We start from the raw sequence: 21,235 nt of genomic DNA, 5'->3' as shown, positions 1-21,235 counted from the left end.
TTTGTGAAATTAATCACATATACGCTTGTGAAAATAATCACAACTTCTCACAAGGTGAGCCGGTAACCGACTCTCTTATAGTGTATGCGCGTGTTCTGCAAATATCACTTCCAAATGACCTAATTATCTGGGATTGTCCCCCCTATAATTTGAAAAGACTATCGATAAGATTATCGATAGACTTCTCTCTACTATTTAGGCTATTTCGTTTTCAAATCTTCAATAGAACTGATTGTCATATAGGCAGGTACAACTAGACCCAATTTGGTCCCTTTTAAGTTTGCACCAAGATCTTCTAGTTTAGCGGCATACTTCTCGAAATAATCCTTATGCGTAGTCGGGAGCCATGCAGCCACAATCGCATCAGCGCTTCCATCAGCAAGTCCAGCCCACATCGGTCCGGCTTCAACTTGCAGCATCTCTACTTTATACCCGAGCTTCATTTCCAATACGGTTTTCACGACATTCGTGCTGGCAATCTCCGAATCCCAAGCCACATAAGCTAATTTCAGCTTCTTACCTTGTTCTGGCGAAAGATCTTTCACCCAAGTATCCACTTTACTTGCATTGCCCACAACCCAATCTGCAGCTGCATCTTCGGGCTTCTTACCGTCAACCACAGCTGACATGACCACAGCCATATCCTCCGGCGTCCACTCAAATCGATCTAGCATTGCATATGCTGACGCCGCTGCTTCCTTCAAACCTTTGCGAGCAATCGTATGAATCTCTTCATCCTTACCAAATGCCCCCTTAGGATCATTCAGATATTTCAAATCATACTTAGCGAACATCCAATGAGGTGTCCACCCCGTCACGATGATCGGTTCCTTCGCTTTATACGCTTTATCTAACGCTGCCGCCATGGCTGCGCTAGAGCCTTCAACTAATTTCCAATCGGTAAGCGCATAGTCTTTCATCGCTTGATCCGTCTGCTTCATTAATCCTGCACCAGGGTCAATTCCGATAATTTGGTGATTCACACTGCTGCCTACACTAGATTCTGAAGCATTATCTTTCGAGCAGCCTGTCACGACAAGTAAACTGGTCAAGCTAGCGAATATTAATGTCTTGGCGGCTTTCTTCAACATCTTTAAACACTCCTTTTTTTCTTCATCCATAATTGTGTGATGCGATCAAGTAAAATAGCTAATACAACAATAGCCAATCCTGCTTCAAAGCCTTGACCAATTTTGATTTGAGTAACAGCCCTATACACATCAGCCCCTACGCCCTGTGCCCCAATCATGGAAGCAATAACAACCATCGAGAGCGCAAGCATAATCGTTTGATTAATTCCCGCCATAATAGACGGCATCGCTAACGGAAATTGCAGCTTTACTAATTTTTGCATAGGGGTTGAACCGAAAGCATCTGCCGCTTCAACTAAATCTTCAGCAACCTGCCTTATACCCAAATTCGTCAGCCGAATCGTCGGCGGTACAGCAAAAATAACGGATGCAATGACCCCAGGTACCACACCCAGTCCAAAAAAGGTAACGGCAGGGATTAAATAAACGAAAGCAGGCATGGTTTGCATGAAATCAAGCGCTGGTGTGATGATCCCTCGTGCTCGGTCGCTTTGTGCACACCATACGCCTAAAGGAATACCAATGAGAATGGAAATGACTGCTGAGGTCATAACCAGTGCCAGTGTGTCCATCGTATGTTCCCACAAGCCAAGATTATCGACTAATAACAATCCTACGGCGGCAAATAGCGCGAATGGCCATTTGCCAAGATAATAAGCAAGAATCGTAATCAAAGCGATAAGTACCAGCGCTGGAGGGAAATGAAAAACGGCAGAAAATGCATCCACAACTCCCTCTATGAGGAGTGACATGAAATCGAAGAGCCATGATAAGTTAGCTCCTAACCCATCAACAACCTTCTCAACCCAATCATCCAATGGAACTTTAGTCATTCGTTATTCACATCCTCTCTTGCCACAACGTTACCTGCAAGAGCCCCAAGAACATCGCCGCGAACAATAACACCCTTAATTTTCCCATCGCTATCCACGACTGCCACAGGATACTTGGCATTGCTGCAAACTTCAAATAATTCATGCAGCAGTTGATCCGGGCCGACAGTTGGTATATCTCGAATCACAATATCCTCGAGACTCTTCTCATAGCGAACAGCACCCGAAGCATCCTCCGCCGTTATAACACCAATTAGCTTCTTGCCTTTGTCTACAATAAATAAATTAGATATCCCGCTTTGCCTCATGAGCTGCAGCGCCACACGCGGCCCTCTATCAAGGCCTATGGTCTCAGGCCGGCGCATGACTGTCGATGCGGTCAGTACCTTGGATAGATCAACATCCTCCACAAACCTTTCGACGTACTTATTTGCTGGGTTCATCATAATTTCTTCTGGTTTGCCGATTTGGACAATAACGCCGTCTTTCATTAGCGCAATTCGATCTCCAATACGAAGAGCCTCATCCAGATCATGTGTAATGAAAATGATGGTCTTCTTCATTTTATCTTGCAACTCTACGAGTTCATCTTGCATATCCTTCCGAATAAGAGGATCTAATGCGCTGAAAGCCTCATCCATCAAAAGGATATCCGGATCATTGGCTAAAGCCCGCGCAAGCCCCACCCGCTGCTGCATGCCGCCGCTTAATTGCGAAGGCTTACTGTCTGCCCAAGCCTGTAATCCTACCAAATTCAAAGACTCTAGCGCTTTCACACGCCTTTTTTGCTTATCCCACCCTTGAACCTCTAGCCCGTATTCCACATTCTCAACGACTGTTCGATGAGGAAATAAGGCAAACTTCTGAAATACCATTGAGATTTGTTCTCGTCTGACATTTCTAAGCTCCTCATCATTCATGCGAACAATGTCCTTACCGTGAATTGTGATACTTCCGCTCGTTGGCTCAATCAACCGATTCAGAAGTCGAACCAATGTTGATTTACCACTGCCTGAGAGCCCCATTATGACAAATATTTCACCTGCTTCAACAGAAAAGCTAGCTTCATTGACTCCTACAGTATGCTTCGTATCCTTATAAATCTTTTCTTTCGTTTGTTTCTGAGAAAGCAACGGAAGAACAGATGCGGGATCGGGACCAAATATTTTTGTCACCTGATTAACTTGGATAACCGACATATGCTCACTCCTTTCTTCTGTTTGCATGTCGTCCACTTCACCAAGTCTAACGAATAATCATCATTTGTGTCAACCTTAAATTCTGTACAAACAGTTCAAACAGAAAAAACTGTACAAACTTTCACGAAGTTTAGTATACTATTCCTAGTAGGTGTTTTTCTTTACTTTTTCAAAATTGTTTCTTACAATAACGATGTAAACCTAAAGGTAGGGTGAGGAGATAATGAATCATATAGAGGGCATCAGCGTAGAACAAGATCTCGTCATACAGAAGGCTCGAAAACGAATCATAGAATCTATTGGAAATAACATGGATTTATATAGTGTTAGTGAATCTACCGGTCATTTATACGGTTTACTTTTATTTCAAGACAAGCCGATGACATTAGACGAAATGGGAAAAGCTATGGAAATGAGTAAAACCAGCATGAGCACAGGCGTGCGGGCACTGGTTGATCTGAAAATGGTTAATAAAGTGTGGGAAAAAGGTTCCCGTAAGGATCTCTATGAGGTTGAATCCGACTGGTTCCAAACTTTCGCTGATTTCTTTAGCCTCAAATGGCGCAAGGCCTTAGAAGTTAACCTGCTTGCGCTTAACAAATCCAAAAATGAGTTCCGAAAGCTGAACGAACAATTTCCTGACAGTCTCCCTTTACAAGCTGTTGTTAAACAGGATTTGGATAAAATAGATTCAGCTATTCATTATTACAAATGGCTTGATAGGCTTATTGATTCGTTCGAGTCGGGGGATATTTTCAAGCTGGTTCCCAAGGACTTACCCTCAGATGAATCATGAATAAACACAACAAGAAAAACCTGAACAATAGTTGGACATTAATCCGACTGTCGTTCAGGTTTTTTTGTGTTCCATTTCAATCAGGGCACCAAGATAAATGTCATGCAATTATTACTCGCTGGCGTTTCTAGCTTTGTCTTGCAAATTGCGCAGCCGATAGCAGTTCATGCCTGCCACTCCGAGCTCCTCCAGCAAGCCAAAGTTAGCCCAAGCGCCTACTACTGCTCCGATGCCGGGGATGAGTTGAAGCATTTTACGAAAATCAATCGTGTCTCGATACTCCTGCTGCAGCTGCAGCCAATCCACTTGATTAGCATAGTCTGCAGCAGGAGGAAAGGTCTGTGAAATTGCAGGCCAATTCTTAATCGTATGAAGCAGCGCCGGCTTCTTCTTCGAACTGGAGAACGCCAACTGAAACACATACAAAACGAATAATCTTTCTCTGTAATCCTTGGTGGAATATCCGTAAATATGAGCTAGTTCAAAAAGGAACTTCAACTTAATCCCGATGAGAACTGGGAAATCGGCTAGGCCAAGTAAAATCCCACCGGCCCCTGCACCTGCACCCTCGGCGGCGGCGATTTTTTTGTAAAGTGACAGCAGCTCCTCGGCTTTCGCATCGCGGTCCGCCATGGATATGCCCTTCAGCGGCTCCGTTGCAGGCATATAATTAATTCCAAACAAAGTCGTTTGCACAATCCCTTTTACCATCGCGGTGATCGTATTGTGTATTTTCTCGGGAATCACTTGATTGATGCGATTTTGAACGGATTTGGAGGCGCGCTCGATCAGGTTAGGTTGCTTTTGCAAACGAATTTCCCAACGCTTCAGCTTTGCCTTCATTTGCTGTTCGTAGATTGTGTACGGCTGTTCCATGGCTTCACCACCGTCGGTTAGATTCTTATATCTCTCTGGGAAGAATTCATAAACCTATTAAGTTCCCCTCCTGTTTTGGTTTCTTTCATGCACGGAATCTCCTTTATGGGGACGGTTAGTTGTATTATACACGTTAGGTGGGGAAGAATTCGAGTTCTATTCAACTGCTCATTTTTTTACCGAATTATGACAAATCGTGTCGTTTACAACCCTAAAAAAGTGCTGTAATCTTATTCTATTGAAAGGTGGCGATGATTCCTGAATTTCCTAAGAACCCTTTTGAACCTTTGGATTCCCTACAAGCGACTGACCAGCCTTTTTTTATTCTGCCTCCTCCTAGAAGTTGGATATTCGGTAGCTGCTCCTGTGAGCCTGAAATATATGGTGGACGAGGCTTTCATACCCAAAAATCTTCATAATTTCGCAATCATCTTGACCTTACTGCTTGGCAGCGGCCTTCTTAACATTTGTGCAAGTCTATGCGGAGAATACACACTCGGAAATCTCGGCGGGCAGATCATCAAAAAACTACGAATCGAGCTGTTTACACACTTGCAGCGGCAATCCCTTCCCTTCCATCAAAAATACCGAGTTGGTGATCTTGTCACCCGGTTCTCAGCAGATATGGGCTCCGTGGAAAGAGTGGTTCGCATCGCATTCCCATTTTTCCTAAAAGAAGGCTTAAGCGTTCTGCTCGGGCTCATTTTATTATTCTCAATTGAATGGAAGCTCACATTGGCCATGCTTGCTGGCTCCGCGCTGATGTTTATCGGCCCTAGACTCCTTCAAGTACGTGCGGAAACGGCCAATGTTCACTACAAAGAAGCACAGGAACGTTTCACGAATACGATTGATGAAATGGTTAAGGGACATAAAACGATTAAAAGTTTGCATCTGCAAGCCAGGTTCCAAGAGCGAGCCCGTAAACAGGTACATGAGCTCTTTTCCTTTGGCCTGAAATTGCAACTTACCAATTCCATGATGGAGCGGCTCCCTCTTATATCACTTTTGATTTTGAACGGAATTATGATTGGTTTCGGTGGTTATTTGATCTTCCATGACATGATGACCATAGGCGATTTTATGGCCTTTTTCACCTTATTCTTAAGTGTAGGACAGTCAGGCTCTAATTTAGCCTACATCATTCCGAACCTTATCGATTCCAATATTAGCTTTCGGCGCATTCAAGAAATTTTGGATCAACAGCCCAACGTTCCAGAGGACCCTCATCCACTAGAACTGCCTTCTTCTCTTCTTTCGATTCAGATGGATGATGTGACCTTCGGTTATAACGAGGAGTCCGATCAATTACGACATGTAAGCTTGCAAATTGCTGCTGGCAGCTATGTGGCTTTCATTGGCCCCAGTGGCTCCGGCAAAAGTACTGCACTGCAGCTGCTGTCCCGTTTTTATGATCCAAAGCAAGGTTCTGTCTCTATGAATGACTACGACGTTCGCACCTTAAGTGAAGCTTCTTTACGCAAACATTCCACACTTATTACGCAGGATACCTTCCTATTTAATACGACAATTCGGGATAACTTACTGCTGGATAGCGGTGCTTCAGAAGCTGAAATGATTGACGCGGCTAAGCAGGCAAACATCCATGATGTCATTGCAGGTTGGCCTGACGGCTACGATACACAGGTGCATCATGAGGGGGGATCGCTATCGGGCGGCGAACGCCAACGCTTATCGATTGCGAGGGCGCTCCTAAGGAAGCCGAACCTTCTGCTGCTTGATGAGGTGACATCAGCATTGGATCCAGCAACCGAGTCGGACATTAATCAGCTCATTGTTCGACTTAAATCCGAGAAGACGATTGTATCCGTGACCCATCGTTTGTCCTCCGTCATGAACGCTGACTGCATTCATGTCTTCCAGGACAGCCGAATTGTGGATTCCGGTACCCACCACGAGCTATTACATAAAAACAATTTATATCGCAGCCTCTGGGATAAACAGTTCGGATTTAACCTATCTGAGGACGGGCTCTACGCCACGGTGGATATGGACAGGCTTGCCAAGCTTCCCTTCTTCGAAGGTATTGCACCTCCACTGCTTAAGAACATCGCTATGTTATGTACAACCGAAACCTGCAAAGAAGGCGAGAATGTTGTGAGCGAAGGCGATGAGGGCAACAAATTTTACATTATTGTCCGTGGTAAATTTGAAATTATAAAACGTATGCCTGATGGTGGGGAACGACGGGTCGCCGTACTGCAAGATGGGGATCATTTCGGCGAAATTGCCTTACTTCACAATGTACCTCGAAATGCAACAGTAAGGGCGATGGGGCCCTCGGTACTGTTGTCCGTCAGACAAGAAGCTTTTCACCGTTTAATGGCCGAACACCCGCAGATTCTACAATCTTTGGAACAAACACTTCAGAAACGAATTGGATAAAGACTGCAAGTCAGAAAGGAGACACACGATGACGTTAAGCTACCAAAGGTGTGTCAGCGATGACGATTTCGCCAAGGCAAGTTTATTCATGTTAGCCCATAAGCGCGACCTGCATGCTTCTTATTCTACGTTAGAAATGGTTACTCTCATCTATTCCTACGTGACTCAGGGCAATCTAATTTGTGCGAGGGATGCCGATAACCGTGTGGTCGGAATCGTGGCCTATTACTACGGAACACCTGAACAGGAATTTCAGGATAAGGAAGTTGCCTTAATAGATATTGCCATTGCCGATAGAGGTTATCGAGGATCACGTTTATTTGTCCAAGGGCTGCAATACTTAGTAAACGAGATTATTGAGGTGCATCCGGAGATCCAGGAACTAAGACTTGCCGCCTTAGCCGAAAATGACTATCTACGTCGACTCTATGCTAAGTTTACAAGCACTCGCTTCGAACGCGAAGGTACACACGGGAAAGAAGTCGTTTTTTGTGAGAAAATTAACAAAATCAGGGATATCCTAAAGAAATTTACTAGGATATAATGGAAAAAGGTAAGACAAATTACGACATAAAGGAGGCAATCCGTATGTACCCAGGAAAACCTAACACCAAAGAAATTGTTAAAGGTAGCGGCTTCGGTAAAATCGTTAAAGTTAATGATTCTCTGCGCGTTCAGCCCCAATAATGTCTTTTCAATTCCGAGTATGCGAATTAGAAATGGATCACGAAGTTTATATGAACTTCCTGCTGCGCCATCAGGACGAACTCAATTTGCCTTATACGTTCGGTATGAAACTCAGCTTCATCAGTAGTCCGCTTTTCCTAGGTAAAGCCATGCTCATCATCAACGAAGAGTCCTACGATATGGTCGGCGCGGCCGGTTTCGGCTACGGCACCGGTCCAGGCGATTATGAGGACCAGCATATTTGTCAGATCGAGGTGGCTTTTATTGAGAAAGAGCTGCGAGGATCAACATTATTCGTACAAGGACTACGTGCACTGGTACATGCCATCAAAGCAGGCAATCCCGACGTCCGGCAGGTTCAGTTCTGGACTTCAGCTGCCGACGAGGAGCAGGATCGGCTTTTTAACAAATTCCTCGCTCTTCCGGGCTCCACCAAATCCATCGTGAACAACTTAGCCCTCTATACAGTGCCGTTTCATGAGCTTGAGGCTTATTGTGAGTGGTTGAGGTGATCGTACGAGATGCCTAAAGAGACAAAAAGGAGCTAGCGCCTACAATGTGGTTAGCTCTTTTTTGTGTTGTCTGAAACTAATGCGGCCTAAGGAAAACGTCTCCCTAATTAGCCTTCGAGAGCTTGTTTATGAAGGCTTTCAGGCTTTCTTCCCCATTGATAAACAGCCTTTTCAGCAAATAAGGGGACAGTTGATTGGTCGTGTAGCCTTGGTCAATCGTAAACGCATAGCGAAAGCCGTGCTCTTTCAAAAGCTTCAACGTTGTTTGGTTATATTCCCCATAAGGATAGCAAAAAACTTCTGCTTGTGTGCCTAGTTTCTCCTCAATTAACTTTCTAGCTTCGGTAATCTCATACGCTTGTTGTTCCGCTGAAAGCTTAGGTAGATGAGGATGTGTCATGCCATGCGGTTGGATGTCCCAGCCGGCTTCTTGCAACTGTTTGACCTGTTCCCAATTCAAATAACTGGCATCCTCGACCATGCCTGGTGACATGAAGAGTGTAGCAGGGAAATTGTATTTGGCTAGAATCGGCATCGCCTCCTCCACATTATCCACATAGCCGTCATCAAAAGTAAGCAGTACCGGCTTATCTGGTGCCACTATCCCGCTTTTCTTTTCAATCAGGTTAATGAATGTTGCGAGAGAAATAGGCGTATACCCATGGTCGTGCAGATATTTCATCTGCACATCCAGTTTGGCTGGAGAAATAACGACCACATTTCCCGGATCCATGGTGACGCTGTGATAGTTGAGCACAGGTATGCTGACTTTGGATGAAGCAGACGGAGCGACAACCCCATTGGGCATATAGGTGTCCACTGTAACGGAAGTTGTCTGAGGTGGGGCTGTGATCACTTGCACGGATGCTGTTGGTGCTGGAATTGTGCCCACTTGAGCTGGGAGTGGCTGCTCAGGCTTGTCCGGTGGAAGGGATGAAACCTCAACGGGCGCTGGATCAGGATCAGGATCAGATTCAGACACAGTCACATACGCAGGTACAGACTCGGGCACAGACGTTGACACGGGAGTTTGGATTAATTCCTCGGCTTGGACTTCTATGTGGATGGGGGCTGTTGAAGAATTAAGCGCACTGATGACAAAGAGAAAAAGAAGCATAAACACTCCCGCTAGTAACGTGTAAAATAGAAACCTCTTCTTTCGGACGTTCATAGCAAACCACCCATTTCTCGAGGAATCGTCTATCACTCTATTTGTAAGCAGTAATTGAGAGAAATATTCCTAGATTTCGATAATGGGTGGGGAGCTAGGAGAAGATTAAGGGAGGAGCAGCAAGAGGTTCGGAGGTACGGAGGACTCGGAGGTACGGAAATACGCGGGGACAGCACAAAGGAGCGGAGGGCTATAGAGAACAAACTCTAACGGACATGAATGACGTTATTTATACCAGAATGGGGCTTTTGGGGAGCTAACGGACACCATAGCCGTTAAATGGCCCTAGCAAGCCAGTAATTCTCTGATTTCAGGCAAATAAGATCTGCTGTGTCCGTTATCCTACACAAACAATCAAATACAACCTAATAGCATCCGCTGTGTCCGTTAGCAACCTGCTTGTTGGCTACTATTAGACTACCGAAGCTACTAGGTTGTTGTTACTACTACGTAAATAGCAAAAGTCCCCAAGCAAGTAAAGCAACCACCACTAAGACCGTGTCCACTCTCTCCCACTCCAAAGTGTTCTTCCGTAGCAGCAACGTTGTGCCGTCGATTTGCTTCATCTCCATCGCGACGGTCATTTGTTCCGCTTTGTGGAACATCCCTAATAGTAGCGGAACTACCAGTGCAGGAATGTCGCGCACGCGAACACTACCTGGGCGGACAGAGGCTTTCCCTCGTGCTCGCACGATCATCGAGAATTGCTGCCACTCCCGCATGATGAGCGGGATGAAGCGGAAAACAAACGAAACCGCCAAGGAAAAGGATGCCACGGGCAGCTTTACCTTGTACAAATATTTCAATACCCAGTTCAGTCCTTGCACGAGCTGACTATAGGGGGTCGACATGGCGAGCCAGCAGCCTGCCATCAAGACGACAAATAATCGTGTCAGAATAAACGTGGTGCTCCAGCCATTGTCAACCGAGTAACCGAGCGGTGAGAATTCGATCCCCGCCAGCGCGACGGAAAAGATCAGGAAAATCGCGTAAGACATCGCGATTTTGCGGATCCCGCGCAACACACTGCGCGGAAGGCCGAGAAACGCGCAGCCGACAAGCGCCGCGGCCACCGCGAGGCTGCCCCACCCCTGCTGCCCCATCGTGCCGATGGCGAGCAGCAGGTAGAGCAGCCACTTCGCGCGCGGGTCCAGCCCCAACCACCCCGCCTGCGGCGCGGGTGGTTCCGACTTCGGCTCCTGCCGCTGCGCAGGCCGCGGTGGCTGCGCCACGCTCGCTGCGGCCTGCGGCGCCGCTGGCGCAGAAGCGCTGCCCGCTTCGCGCAGCGCAGCCAAGATCGCCGACGCGGCAAGCGCCGGCGTGAGCAGATCCGGCGCGATGGCGATGCCAATGCGCGCCATCTCCACAGCGGCCTCCGCGCAGCTCGGGAGGCCAACCCCGGCGCGCGCCAGCACCTCGGGCGCGCGGCAGAGCAGTTGCGGCGCGCCGTCGAAGACGAGCTCGCCATGGTCTAGAACGAGGACACGGTCCGCTAGCGGAAAGAACGTGTCCAGATCGTGCGTGGCGACAACGAGTCCGCCACGACCGCCACGCTCGCGCAGCATGCGCAGCAGCTCGCGCACGGCGGCCGCCTCGAGGCCGGCAGTTGGCTCATCCATGAGGAGCCAATCCGGCGCCGTGGCGAAGGTTGTCGCCAGCGCGAGCCGGCGCTGCTCGCCGCCGCTGAGCGCGAAGGGCGAGCGATCCATGGCGAAGACGCCATGCGGATCGAGCGCATGGGTCGCCTCGCGAATGCGGCGATCCCGCTCTCCCTTTTCAAGTTTATACGGCCGAAGCGAATAAGCGAATTCTTGACCTATGCTGCGTGCGAACAATTGCTGCTCGGGGAATTGAAATGTTAAGCCGAAGCGAAGCAATTGCTTGGGATCGGCTTTCATCGGTTTCAGCCAAATCGGCTGTTCATCCACCGTAATTGATCCAGCTTGCGGCTTAAGGAGACCCGACATCACTTGCAGCAGTGTAGATTTTCCTGATCCTGCATGGCCGATAAGCAATGTTACGGAACCTTCTTCCAGCGTAAAGCTTATATTCTGGAGCAGTCTTACATCAGGTGAATCTGGAGCTGTAACCTCTATTCCCTTCAAAGCTATCGGCATGAGATCACCTCCGCCAATTCTTCCATGTTCAGCGGAAGAGGGTCTAACGTGAGTCCCTGTTCTAGCAGATGCATCGCCGTTTGAATCACAAAGGGCGGATCAAAGCCAAGTTCCACACAAGGCGAAGATTTCTCGAATTTTTTTACTTTCTCAGATTTATCGAATTTCTTTAATTTCTCGATTTTCTCGGTTTCCTCATATTCCTCAAATCCCTCCGATTTCTCCCCAGCTTCCCCATAAAAAAACTCACGCGGCTCTCCATCAAAGGTAATCCTTCCAGCGCCAAATCCGACGACACGACTCGCATCCGCCACCTCTTCCAACCGATGTGAAATCCATACAATCGTCGTTCCACGTTGATGTGCCTGGCGCACGGCTTCCCGTACTTCTTTGCGAGATGCTGGATCCAGCATCGCCGTCGGTTCGTCTAGAAGCAGAATCTCTGGACCTGCTGCGAGTGCGGCAGCGAGATTTACCAGCTGTTTCTGCCCCCCAGATAAGGTAGCCATTGTACGCTCCGGCGAAAGTGACAAGCCTACAGCAGCTAATACTTCCGCATACCAACTCCTGCGTTCCCCGGCCGTTAATTGCCCCGCTTGCGGTAAGAAATCTAGTTCCTCCGCTATTGTTTCTCCTATGAATTGAGCTTCTGGCAATTGGAGCACGCCTCTTGTCGCCTGCGTCACAGCGTTCGTTCTACGCTGCACTTGCCCTTCCGACAATGGGTTCAAGCCTAGCAGCACGCTAGCAAGTGTACTTTTCCCGCTCCCATTGGGTCCCACAACAGCGATCCACTCACCTCTATGAATGTCTAGCGAGACACCTGACCATACGCGTCGCCCTTCTCCCGATTCCATACGATAGACGATCGAAGCGTTCTTTAATGACATCAATTTTTCTCTTGTAGGCATATGTAAAAAAGTTCCTTTCACTTTTCTAGCAGTTGTGCTATCATCTGTATTGTCAACTTGTTAACCATTCATCCGGTTGACAATAGATTAACAATACCAGAAACAGGAGTGATCAACAATATGAAACTTACGTTACGTGGTGTAATTTTCAGCGCTTTATTTGCAGCTATTCTCGTGTTATTCAGCTTCATCAAAATTCCTCTTCCTACGTCACCTGTACCCATTACACTTCAAACATTAGCCGTTATGCTCGCTGGAGGCTTACTAGGCGCACGATACGGATTTCTAAGTATGGCCCTTGTCGTCGTTCTTACTGCGCTTGGCTTTCCCCTTCTAGCTGGGACTGGCGGCATTGCCAAAGTTCTAGGACCTAGCGGTGGCTTTATCATGATCTGGCCGATATGTGCCCTACTTATTGGTCTTATTTTACCGCGTATTCGTCTGAATGGCATCAAGGGCTATATCGCTGCATTTCTTGTTCTTGAAGTTTTCGGTTCCCTTTTTGCTTATTTAGCTGGCGTACCATGGTTAATGTATAAAGTTCCTGCTTATTCCTTTGCAGATGCCATGGCCGCAGGATGCTATCCATTCCTCGCTGGAGATGCGATTAAAGCGGTGGTAGCTGCGCTCATCATTGCGCCCGTTCGTCAAGTCTTCCCGCCACAGCGTCTTACAGGTTCATCTTCACATAGCATTGTGAAAACGGAGAATTCGCAGGATGCGTTGATTCACTAATTCACTCTTCATCACCTAGTACCTTACCTCATATTCGTCCAACAAATAAGAGCCACCCCCAAAGTAGCTAATCTACTTGAGGATGGCTCTTTCATTCCTTTTTTTACTTTTTCGTAAACCACTCATTTAATGCATCAATGGCAGTCTTCCCGCCCTTCGCATCAAACTCCTGTGTAAATTTGTCGAACTCCGACAAATCACGTTTACCCATAATAAATTTCATTGAGTTTTCTTCAACATAATTACGAAGTTCTGTGAATTTAGTATCGTACGCTTCAATCGATGGCGCAAAGTTCGTTTCCTCACGGGATTTTTTAAATTTAAGCTGAGGCTCATAATAAGGCAATAAGCTTTTGGCTTTCAGTCTTGCATCAATACCAAAATCCGTATCCCCTAAGCCGTACATCGAACGCCAGCTAATTTTGTCACTTTGTTCTTTCGTCTGCGTATATACCCCATTTGCTTCTGTGTAATCCTCACCTTTAATGCCATAATTTATTAAGATATCGGTTTCCGGCTTGTACAAAAAGTTCAGGTATTGGGCTGCACCCAACTTATTTTTAGCTTGTTTAGGAACCACAACATATTGCGTTGAAATCGAAGCATCTTGAATCCCCGATTGACCATTTTTGCCAACTGGAGGTGCAATAAACTGTACAGAGCCGCCATTTTTCTTTTCCTGTAGGGCTTTATCCACGTCAATACCTGATGAGAAATACAGCGTATTGAACACGGCTGTTCCGTTAATTAACTTATCTTTGCTATCTTTATTAACTGCAAATTCAGGATCCAATAATCCCTCATCATACCATTTTTTAAGTGTTGTTATGAATTCTTTGTATTCCGGCTGCACCCAGGAAAATTTCAATTTCCCGTCTTTTATGACTGTAGGTGTAGAAACGCCGAAGGCAGCGGAGAAAGGGAAAAATCCATCAAAGAAAGATCCCGCACTTGAAGTCGCCATCGTCAGTGGCGTAATATTTTTCTTCTCTTTAATTGTCTTCATTGTTGAGTAAAACTCATCGATCGTTGTTGGCGCATTCAAGTTTAATTCCTTCAAAATATCCGCACGCTCAATAAGACCGTTTCCTACCTTTAAGGCATTTCGATAAGGGATCGCATAAACTTTCCCTTCATATCTCAAAGCATCTAGCGACTCTTTACTCGCCATCGTGGATAAATTCGGAATTTGCTTGGCAATTAAATCATCGAGAGGCTCGAGCGCACCTTGTTTGGCCAGTTTAAAGTAGTCGGATTTGCCATTCACCATAATAAGATCAGGCACATCACCAGAAGCAAAGATTATGGATGTTTTTTGCGATGGATTTTCATTTGGAAGTGACTCATATTGAATATTAAAGCCCGAGTTCTCCCTTAACTTATTAATAATCTTATTATTATTCATGGTGTCCGAACCTTTGAATTGCTCCATAACGCCGTGGTAAAGTCGGGTAATTTTTAAATCCTTAAGCGCTTTGACTTCTCCCCCACTCCCACTTGTTGCCGTCGCAGGCTTTTCTGTTCCTGCCTGGCCCGCTTCCTTGCTTGTGCTGCACCCCGCCATGACAAGCATACACATGACTACACTCATACTGATTGCCGCTGTTTTTCTATAAACCATGATCGCGCCTCCCTATTTAATTATACATATATGAAAGTTCGGATAAAGGCATGGATTATCCCTTGACCGCACCTAACATAACACCTTTAACAAAATATTTTTGAATGAAGGGATACACACAAAGGATCGGAAATACAACGCAGATGATGGCCGCAGCCGTCGTCGATTCTGGTGTGAGTTCACTTAACACCCCGCCTGTCGTCATGTCTCCCGTCTTGGAGTTGGTCACGATCTGCATCAGGAATACTTGCAGTGGCATCAGACCTCTATCGGTGATATACATCATCGCTTGAAAAAAGCTATTCCAATAACCGACGGCATAAAACATCGCGATCGTTGCAATGGTCGGTAGGGATAAAGGCAGATAGATCCAAGTAAGAATCCGTATGTTGGAAGCCCCATCCATAATCGCCGACTCTTCCAAAGCCTCAGGCAGGCTCAAAAAATAGTTGCGGATCAAAATTAAATTAAACGGTGCCAAGGCCAGAGGCAGCATAATCGACCAGAGTGTGTTCAGTAATCCTAATTGCTTTACAACCAGGTAGGTAGGAATTAGACCACCGCTGAAGAACATCGTGATGACAAAGAACAGCATAAATCCTCTTTTAAAAGGAAAGTTTTTCCTGGATAGTGGAAACGAAGCCAATATGGTGACAGCCATGCTGATTGCCGTGCCAACTACGGTAATAATCAAGGAATTCCAAAATGACATGTAAAACTGTTTATAAGAGAGTACATATTCATACGAAGCAAAGTTGAAGTCTTTCGGCCATAGCCAAATCTCTTTAGCTAAAATATACGTTTCACCACTGAGTGACTTCGCTACAATATGAATCAAAGGTACAACGGTTGATAATGAGAGCAGCGACAATACGATGACATTTACATAATTAAATATGGATTCTCTCCGAATTCTTTTCATGACAAGCCCTCATCTTTCTCTTCCTTAGAAAATTCCTTCTTCCCCCATTTTCCTGGCAAATACATTGGATAGAATTAGAAGTACGCATCCAATGACTGACTTGAATAATCCCGCTGCTGTCGTTAAACCAAATTGCATAGAGCCTAGGCCCACTCGAAACACATACGTATCAATGATATCCGCCACATCATAGACAGTCGGGTTATACATAACCAGTACTTGTTCGAAACCTGCATCTAAGATATACCCGATTCGCAGCAAGAGAATGATGATAATGGTCGACTTCAGACCTGGAAGAGAGATATGCCAAATTTGCCGAAAGCGATTCGCCCCATCCACAGTGGCTGCTTGGTATAGTTCCTCATTAATCCCCAGCAGTGCAGCGAGATAAATGATAGCCCCCCAACCCGCTTCCTTCCAAACATCCGAGCCCACGAGTATCCAGCGAAAAATTCTTTCATCCGACATGAAAAAGATCGGTTGGAACCCTAGCATTTCAATGATTCTATTAATAATCCCGCTGCTTGGAGACAGCATATCAATGGCGAGGCCGCCAATAATCACCCATGAAATAAAGTGAGGCAGATAAGTGATCGTCTGCACCATTCGTTTGAATTTGACGAATTTGAGCTCATTCAGCAGCAAGGCTAGAATAATGGGAACAGGGAACCCTACGAGCAGTTTCATCAAAGAGATCATAACGGTATTTCTGACTACCCTTGGGAATTCGTCGAACGTAAATAATTCGCGAAAATATTGAAGCCCCACCCAATCGCTACCCCATACACCTTCCATCAAATTGTAATCTTTGAAGGCAATGATGACGCCATACATCGGCATATATTTGAAGAGGAGGATAAGAATGACCGCAGGCAATACCATGAGATACAAATCCCAATACCTCAGAAGCTTGAATGACCTCCCTTTTGTTAATTTCACTTCTCTGCTTCCTGTCAAAGAATTTGTCTTCATCATGTGTGATCTCCTTAGCTATCGTGCTCTTCTCTTGTACTAACTATATCCCGACAGGTAATGAAAATGTAGACTAATCCTTCTACTTTAATGACCACAATTTCTACGTTTTTGCATGCAAAAAAAGACACCAACAGTTCATGTTGAATGTCTTTTTTTCTTCAAAAAACTTATGACTTGTTCATTTCACTCGGCTTGATTCCCCAGTACTTCTGAAAGCTCCGCGAGAAGTAATTTCCGTTCTTATATCCGACTCGTTCGGCTACTTCATACACTTTGCTCCCCGTTGCCAGCAGCTCCTTGGCCTTTTCCATCCGTAGTCTCAGCACGCTATCCGAGAAATTGCTGCCGGTCACCTCCTTAAAGATCCGGCTTGCATAGGCATAATTCATATACATCTTTTCAGCGACAAAATATAAACTTAGTTCTTCCTCATATAAATGACGATCAACGAAAGCCAAAATTTCACTCACCATAATATGCGTACCCGATTTACGGCGATCGCTAATCGATCGGCTAATTCGCGCCATCATGCGATGCAGCCATTCCATGAGCTGTTCCTTCGTCAACAACTGATTAAAGTTCATAAAATCTGTGTAGTCTTCGGCAAGCGTTTCGCGTAAACTCCACCCGTGGGAATTGACAATTCGCGTCAGTAATGCCGTGATGCGAAGAAGCATCTCTTTCGCCTCGGCAATGGGATGGTTCGGCGAGAAACCGATGTCCATTAACGTACTGATGAGCTCTGACCTCTTGCTCTCATTGCCCGTTTCCACAGCAATTTCAATGTCTTTCTCCAGATCATTCATATTCAACCAGACTGACTTGGAAGGCGCATCGTTCCGATAAGGAATGACGGTTTCATTGCCAAGTACGATGCGTTCCTGCAGTGCCATTCTACTCTGCTTATAGGCAATCGGCAGCAAGGCTTGATCTCCCACACAAGTTCCAATGCCAGCACTGGCTGTTAGCTTCAAACAGGATTTAACCGTGCTAAGCAGTCTGCCGAGCTGCTGATTAACTTTGAGTTGAAATCCTGACACTTCTACACTTGAAGGGGAAAAGAAGATAATGGCCGTCAACCCGTCATCATCTTGCAGAACGATGCCATCCATATCCTCCACGACATCCCGAGTAATGTTAAACAACGAATACTGAATTAAGGGCCGCTCCCCTGAATGGAAACGGACATCGGTTTCGGCAATCGGATCCATATCGAGCGTGACAGGCAAATAGATATGGCCTGCTAGGGAGAAGCAGATTTCCTGACTGCGTTTTTCTAATTCCCACGTAGACAAACGCCCGTTCAACCAATTTTTATAGAATGATTGTTTAAGATGAGGCAGATGCTCTTTCCATCTCTGCTTCAGAAGCGCTATGTTATGAATGTCATTCAATTCCTGTTCACGAAGCTGTTTGGCTCTTAACACCGTTTCCAGTACAACCTCATTCTCCGCTGGCTTTACCAGATATTTAACAACGCCATAATCGATGCTGTCACGCGCATATTCAAAATGGTCAAAACCCGTTAATATGATAACCTTCACATGCGGATATTCATTCTTCAGAACCTTTGCAAGCTCAAGACCACTCATATCGGGCATATGAATATCTGTAATGACGATATCAATGCAGTCCTTTTCTACAGCCACGATGGCTTCCCTGCCGTTTCCCACAGCACCGGCAATTTCAATGTCATAGTCTTTCCATGAAATCCCATAGGCAATCCGCTCTCTGACTTGATATTCATCTTCAGCGACGAGCAGCTTCATCTTCTTCTTCCCCCACTCGTATAGGAATGATTAAGATAACCTTTGTTCCGAGTCCCTCTTCACTTTCAATCAGGACGTCAGCTTCTTCTCCGTAATATAACTTCATTCTCGATTTCACATTTTTCATCCCAAAAAATTGACTCGATGGGCTTTCTTGCGGTACTCGGTAAAGCTTACTTGTCAGTATACTGAGCTCCAGTTGGATTTGCTTCAACAAAGCGTCTGGCATTCCCATGCCTGTATCTTCTACTTCGATAAATAAAAGATGTTGATGAACCCTAGAGCGAATTCGCAGTTCACCTTCAAAAGGGCATTTCTCAAGCCCATGAATAATCGCGTTTTCTACAATAGGCTGCAGCAGCAATTTAAGTACAGGGATGGCCTCAGAGCCTTTTTCCAAATCAATCTCAACTGAAAAGTGTGCTGTTCGCATCTGTTGAACACGAATGTAATACAGCAGATGCTGCATCGTTTCCTCTAATGTAAAATGACTCCGTCCTTTTCCTAAGCTAACTCTGAAAAATTTGGCCAAATTCAAGACCATTTCACTGATTTCTTTCATATTGAATTTGACTGCAACCGAATAGATGGAATCCAGTGTATTATAAAGAAAATGCGGATTAATCTGCGATTGCAGCAAACTGAACTCCGACTTCGCTAAGCGCAGCTCTTTCTCATAATCCTCCTCGATCATAACTCGTTGGGACTCCGCCATCTGATTAAAACCATTCATCACGAGTCCGAATTCATCTCTTCGATCATGCCTGATTTGATAGTTCAGATCTCCCTTGCCAACGAATTTGAAAGCGCTTGATAGTTGACGCAAAGGCTTTAAAATTTGTATGTAAATCAGCCAGGCTGTCCACACGGCAAGAAGTATGCTAAGAAGAATTATAAGATAGGTAAAGAGCTGCAACCGATGCGATTGCTTGAAAATTTCATCCTTAGGCTGCTCTAATTGAATAGACCATGCGCCGCTTGTTTCTTTCATTGCGAACATGTCGGAAGCATAGGCTTGCTTCGCAGCAGGGTTGGTCTCCAGAATCAGCCTGTTATTATAAAATAAAGAAATGTTCATCCGTTCGGTCGTTTGGAGATGTTGAATAATACTCTGAAGCGACGATTTATTTACAGCAAAAATCAAAACATTCGGCTCTGGCGAATCTCTTAATACGTCAAGTAACCTAATATAATAGATATTGGAGGCTTTCAAATATAAATTCTGACCCTCACTGGAATCCGCAGTAGGAATATAAATAATCAAAGAACCAATGCCTCGAACGACTTGCTGGAACCAGCCTTCTTCTTTCACCTGAGGCCATCTGAACGCCCCCAGCGCTGTTGAAACGCCATTGCCGCTAGCCCCATGAACAATATAAGCCTCTTGAATGGCACCGTTAATATTGGCAAGAGAAGTCAGTTGCTGCATGACTGTATGAATATCATATAAATGAGTGGGGTTAAGTGGGTCTTCAATATCCCTAAAGATGTTTACGATACTAGGATTGGAGCTGATCAATAGGGTTTGCTGATCCATCGTATTCGCAATTTGCTCCATATAGGCAAGTGACGTCAGGAGTGCCCCCTTCGTCCGGTCACTAATTTGCACATTCATAATGCCTTGCGAGTAATTATTGGCAAATATACTTACACTGACCAGTGGTATTAGGATCAGCAAAAAAGTTAAGGTAAGCTTGAGTTGTAAGGAAATCGCACCCTGTGTGCTTTTCACGGTTGTTCCTTCCTCTCTATGCTCGAATCTCGTTGTGCAGCTCTCCAGCTGCCTGGGGGGCTGCCGTAATATTTACTGAAAGCATGCGTGAAAGCGTAAGCATCGGAATAACCAAGCAATAAGGAAACTTCACTGATCATAAAATCAGAGGAAAGTAACTCAGCTGCTTTTTCCATCCGCAATCGATGCAAATATTGGACAGGGGATACCCCCATTTCCTCCGAAAACATCTTCGAGAAATAAGTGCGGTGAAGGGCTAAGTAATCAGCAACATCACGAACCGTAATATTTTCCATATAGTAAGTGTCCATAAAAGCAACGCTTTTAGGAACCCAGTTCTCTTTGCCAGTCTGATTCTTTTCGGACGGGTCCGTTGGAATCATAAGGCCAAAAATGCGATATAGGATGGAACATAACTCGTTATGCCGTTTCATGTCGTATTTGCGGGGAAGGAACAACTGGCGAAGTGTAGCTTCAAGATCCTTGGACATGACCCCGTACAGGTAAGGAGCGGCCTTACTAAAGCCCGCTTTAGCGAAAAGTTCAGGTGCTTGCAATCCATCCATGGAAATCCAAATCATCTGTAGGGTGGCATCACTCGGGGCCAACCCATAACGAAAAGTACTCCCCGGTACCATCGCAAACACATCGCCTTTGGACAAAATAATGTGCTCTTTGTCAAAGGTGAACTCAACCTTCCCCTCCATAATAAAGTGCATATTGTAATACTCAAGAATCATAGGCCCTGCTTGATAGCTGGGCTTAGCGATATTGCGACCAAGACGGAGCGGCCAGATGCCGCCTTTTTTGGCGAATTCATCAGGAACGAATAGTTTTGATTCAAAAAATTCCTTAGCGGTTTCCTGCACGCCGTTCACCATC

18 protein-coding genes are annotated in these 21,235 nt (G+C 45.6%); 5 read left to right on the top strand and 13 right to left on the bottom strand.

The window, feature by feature from the left end; translation table 11 throughout:
• Positions 1–200: 200 nt before the first annotated feature.
• From ASL11_RS07960 to ASL11_RS07950, 3 genes are read right to left on the bottom strand one after another with little or no spacing between them, the layout of a single operon-like run.
• On the bottom strand, positions 201–1,088 hold the full coding sequence (locus tag ASL11_RS07960) for a glycine betaine ABC transporter substrate-binding protein (RefSeq protein WP_056612304.1): 888 nt from the start codon (positions 1,086–1,088) through the stop codon (positions 201–203).
• A gap of 5 nt (positions 1,089–1,093) precedes the next feature.
• Positions 1,094–1,924 (bottom strand): ABC transporter permease, encoded by an 831-nt coding sequence (locus ASL11_RS07955; RefSeq protein ID WP_056612161.1) that lies wholly within the window; start codon positions 1,922–1,924, stop codon positions 1,094–1,096.
• Positions 1,921–3,123 (bottom strand): quaternary amine ABC transporter ATP-binding protein, encoded by a 1,203-nt coding sequence (locus ASL11_RS07950; protein ID WP_056612158.1) that lies wholly within the window; start codon positions 3,121–3,123, stop codon positions 1,921–1,923. The genes ASL11_RS07955 and ASL11_RS07950 overlap by 4 nt, the downstream gene beginning before the upstream one ends.
• 223 nt (positions 3,124–3,346) lie before the next feature.
• Between ASL11_RS07950 and ASL11_RS07945 the strand changes: the two genes are divergently transcribed.
• Positions 3,347–3,919, top strand: a complete 573-nt coding sequence (locus tag ASL11_RS07945) for a GbsR/MarR family transcriptional regulator (protein WP_056612155.1) — start codon at positions 3,347–3,349, stop codon at positions 3,917–3,919.
• A 111-nt stretch (positions 3,920–4,030) separates the two neighbouring features.
• Here the strand turns inward: ASL11_RS07945 and ASL11_RS07940 are convergent, their stop codons facing one another.
• Positions 4,031–4,795 (bottom strand): EcsC family protein, encoded by a 765-nt coding sequence (locus ASL11_RS07940; RefSeq protein WP_056612152.1) that lies wholly within the window; start codon positions 4,793–4,795, stop codon positions 4,031–4,033.
• A gap of 279 nt (positions 4,796–5,074) precedes the next feature.
• Here ASL11_RS07940 and ASL11_RS07935 point away from each other — a divergent pair, with 279 nt between their 5' ends.
• The 3 genes from ASL11_RS07935 (at position 5,075) to ASL11_RS07925 (ending at position 8,400) form a co-directional block, all read left to right on the top strand.
• A complete protein-coding gene (locus ASL11_RS07935; RefSeq protein WP_082595323.1) occupies positions 5,075–7,201 on the top strand; it encodes an ABC transporter transmembrane domain-containing protein in 2,127 nt (708 codons plus the stop codon).
• Between the two features lie 28 nt (positions 7,202–7,229).
• A complete protein-coding gene (locus tag ASL11_RS07930; RefSeq protein WP_056612147.1) occupies positions 7,230–7,745 on the top strand; it encodes a hypothetical protein in 516 nt (171 codons plus the stop codon).
• Between the two features lie 229 nt (positions 7,746–7,974).
• Positions 7,975–8,400, top strand: coding sequence for a hypothetical protein (locus tag ASL11_RS07925; protein ID WP_157256848.1), 426 nt, complete (start codon positions 7,975–7,977; stop codon positions 8,398–8,400).
• A 103-nt stretch (positions 8,401–8,503) separates the two neighbouring features.
• On the opposite strand, the gene ASL11_RS37410 is transcribed toward ASL11_RS07925, so the two are convergent.
• From ASL11_RS37410 to ASL11_RS07910, 3 genes are all read right to left on the bottom strand, one after another.
• Positions 8,504–9,571 carry a polysaccharide deacetylase family protein gene (locus ASL11_RS37410; RefSeq protein WP_235550419.1) on the bottom strand — a complete coding sequence of 356 codons (1,068 nt, stop codon included), beginning with the start codon at positions 9,569–9,571 and terminating at the stop codon, positions 8,504–8,506.
• Between the two features lie 446 nt (positions 9,572–10,017).
• Complete coding sequence (locus tag ASL11_RS07915; protein ID WP_056612141.1) at positions 10,018–11,688, bottom strand: ATP-binding cassette domain-containing protein; 1,671 nt, start codon at positions 11,686–11,688, stop codon at positions 10,018–10,020.
• A complete protein-coding gene (locus ASL11_RS07910; protein WP_056612137.1) occupies positions 11,679–12,578 on the bottom strand; it encodes an energy-coupling factor ABC transporter ATP-binding protein in 900 nt (299 codons plus the stop codon). The genes ASL11_RS07915 and ASL11_RS07910 overlap by 10 nt, the downstream gene beginning before the upstream one ends.
• A 141-nt stretch (positions 12,579–12,719) precedes the next feature.
• On the opposite strand from ASL11_RS07910, the gene ASL11_RS07905 reads away from it, so the two are divergent.
• Positions 12,720–13,334, top strand: a complete 615-nt coding sequence (locus ASL11_RS07905; RefSeq protein WP_056612134.1) for a biotin transporter BioY — start codon at positions 12,720–12,722, stop codon at positions 13,332–13,334.
• Between the two features lie 103 nt (positions 13,335–13,437).
• On the opposite strand, the gene ASL11_RS07900 is transcribed toward ASL11_RS07905, so the two are convergent.
• From ASL11_RS07900 to ASL11_RS07875, 6 genes are all read right to left on the bottom strand, one after another.
• A complete protein-coding gene (locus ASL11_RS07900) occupies positions 13,438–14,955 on the bottom strand; it encodes an extracellular solute-binding protein (protein WP_056612130.1) in 1,518 nt (505 codons plus the stop codon).
• 55 nt (positions 14,956–15,010) lie between these two features.
• Entirely contained in the window at positions 15,011–15,877 is an 867-nt protein-coding gene (locus ASL11_RS07895) for a carbohydrate ABC transporter permease (protein ID WP_056612126.1), read from the bottom strand.
• A 24-nt stretch (positions 15,878–15,901) separates the two neighbouring features.
• On the bottom strand, positions 15,902–16,852 hold the full coding sequence (locus tag ASL11_RS07890) for an ABC transporter permease (RefSeq protein WP_235550418.1): 951 nt from the start codon (positions 16,850–16,852) through the stop codon (positions 15,902–15,904).
• A 167-nt stretch (positions 16,853–17,019) separates the two neighbouring features.
• Positions 17,020–18,621 carry a response regulator transcription factor gene (locus ASL11_RS07885; protein WP_056612124.1) on the bottom strand — a complete coding sequence of 534 codons (1,602 nt, stop codon included), beginning with the start codon at positions 18,619–18,621 and terminating at the stop codon, positions 17,020–17,022.
• Positions 18,602–20,353, bottom strand: coding sequence for a sensor histidine kinase (locus ASL11_RS07880; RefSeq protein WP_056612120.1), 1,752 nt, complete (start codon positions 20,351–20,353; stop codon positions 18,602–18,604). Before ASL11_RS07880 ends, ASL11_RS07885 begins: the two co-directional genes overlap by 20 nt.
• The gene (locus ASL11_RS07875; RefSeq protein ID WP_056612117.1) at positions 20,350–21,234 is read right to left on the bottom strand and encodes an AraC family transcriptional regulator; all 885 of its coding nucleotides are present in this window, start codon (positions 21,232–21,234) and stop codon (positions 20,350–20,352) included. The genes ASL11_RS07880 and ASL11_RS07875 overlap by 4 nt, the downstream gene beginning before the upstream one ends.
• Position 21,235: the final 1 nt, after the last annotated feature.

It is taken from the genome of Paenibacillus sp. Soil750 (assembly GCF_001428045.1).
In the GTDB taxonomy this organism is placed as follows: domain Bacteria; phylum Bacillota; class Bacilli; order Paenibacillales; family NBRC-103111; genus Paenibacillus_E; species Paenibacillus_E allorhizoplanae.
The sequence above is the reverse complement of the archived record's forward strand: the minus strand, read 5'-3'. Positions and strand labels throughout refer to the sequence as shown.